1 protein-coding gene is annotated in these 869 nt (G+C 77.6%); it reads left to right on the forward strand.

What is annotated here, in order from left to right; genetic code table 11:
* Positions 1 to 194: 194 nt before the first annotated feature.
* Positions 195 to 869: DMT family transporter (locus tag ACFWJO_RS37845; protein ID WP_386872671.1), on the forward strand; the 675-nt coding region annotated here is incomplete at its 3' end.

The following is an 869-nucleotide window of genomic DNA, read 5'->3' on the forward strand; positions in this document are numbered from 1 at the left end:
CACCGCAACGCCCGTTCACACGCCGCCATCGCCCGCCTGGGGGCGACGTTCGAGGGCACTCTGCGCCGCTTCCGCCCGGCGGCGGACGGCACGATCGCCGACGTCGACTACTTCAGCGTGGTGCGCGAGGAGTGGCCCACGGTGCGCGGCGGGCTCGAGGCGCGCCTGGCCGCCTAGAGGTGTACAACGGGGGGATGCCACCCGAATCCTCTGCCCCGTCCGCCGAGCGCGGACCCGCCCGCCCCCGCCCGGCCGACGTCGCCGCCCGCCCGGACGCCCCTTCCCCGCGGGCGACCGCCCTGCTGTTCGCGCTCGCGGTGGCCGCCGGCTCGGTGATGCCGCTGCAGGGCCGCATCAACTCCCGCCTCGCCCACCTGACGGGCGACCCCGTCCTCGCCGCGCTGTGCTCCTTCGCGGCGGGCCTGGTCGTCATGGTGCTCGTGAGCGTGCTGACGCCGCGGGGCCGCCGGGGCCTGGCCCGCATCCGCCCGGCCCTGGCCGCGGGGTCCGTGCGCCCGTGGTACGCGGTGGCGGGCGTGATCGGCGGGCTCCTGGTGCTCACCCAGTCCGCGACGATCGGTCCCCTCGGCGTGGCCGTGTTCAAGGTCGCCGTGGTCACCGGGCAGGTGGTCGGCGGGATGGTCGTGGACCGGCTCGGGCTCAGCCCCGCCGGGGTGCAGCGCCTGACGCCGCGGCGCCTCACGGGGGCGGCGCTCGCCCTGGCCGCGGTCGCCCTCGTGGTGTGGCCCTCACTCGGCGAGGTCGGCGGCGGGCCCGGCTGGGCGCTGCTGGCCCTGCTGCCCCTGCTGGCCGGTCTGGCCACCGCCGGACAGCAGGTGTTCAACGCCCGTCAGACCACGGCCTACGGC

Source organism: Streptomyces sp. NPDC127092 (genome assembly GCF_042722475.1).
Taxonomy (GTDB): Bacteria; Actinomycetota; Actinomycetes; order Streptomycetales; family Streptomycetaceae; genus Streptomyces.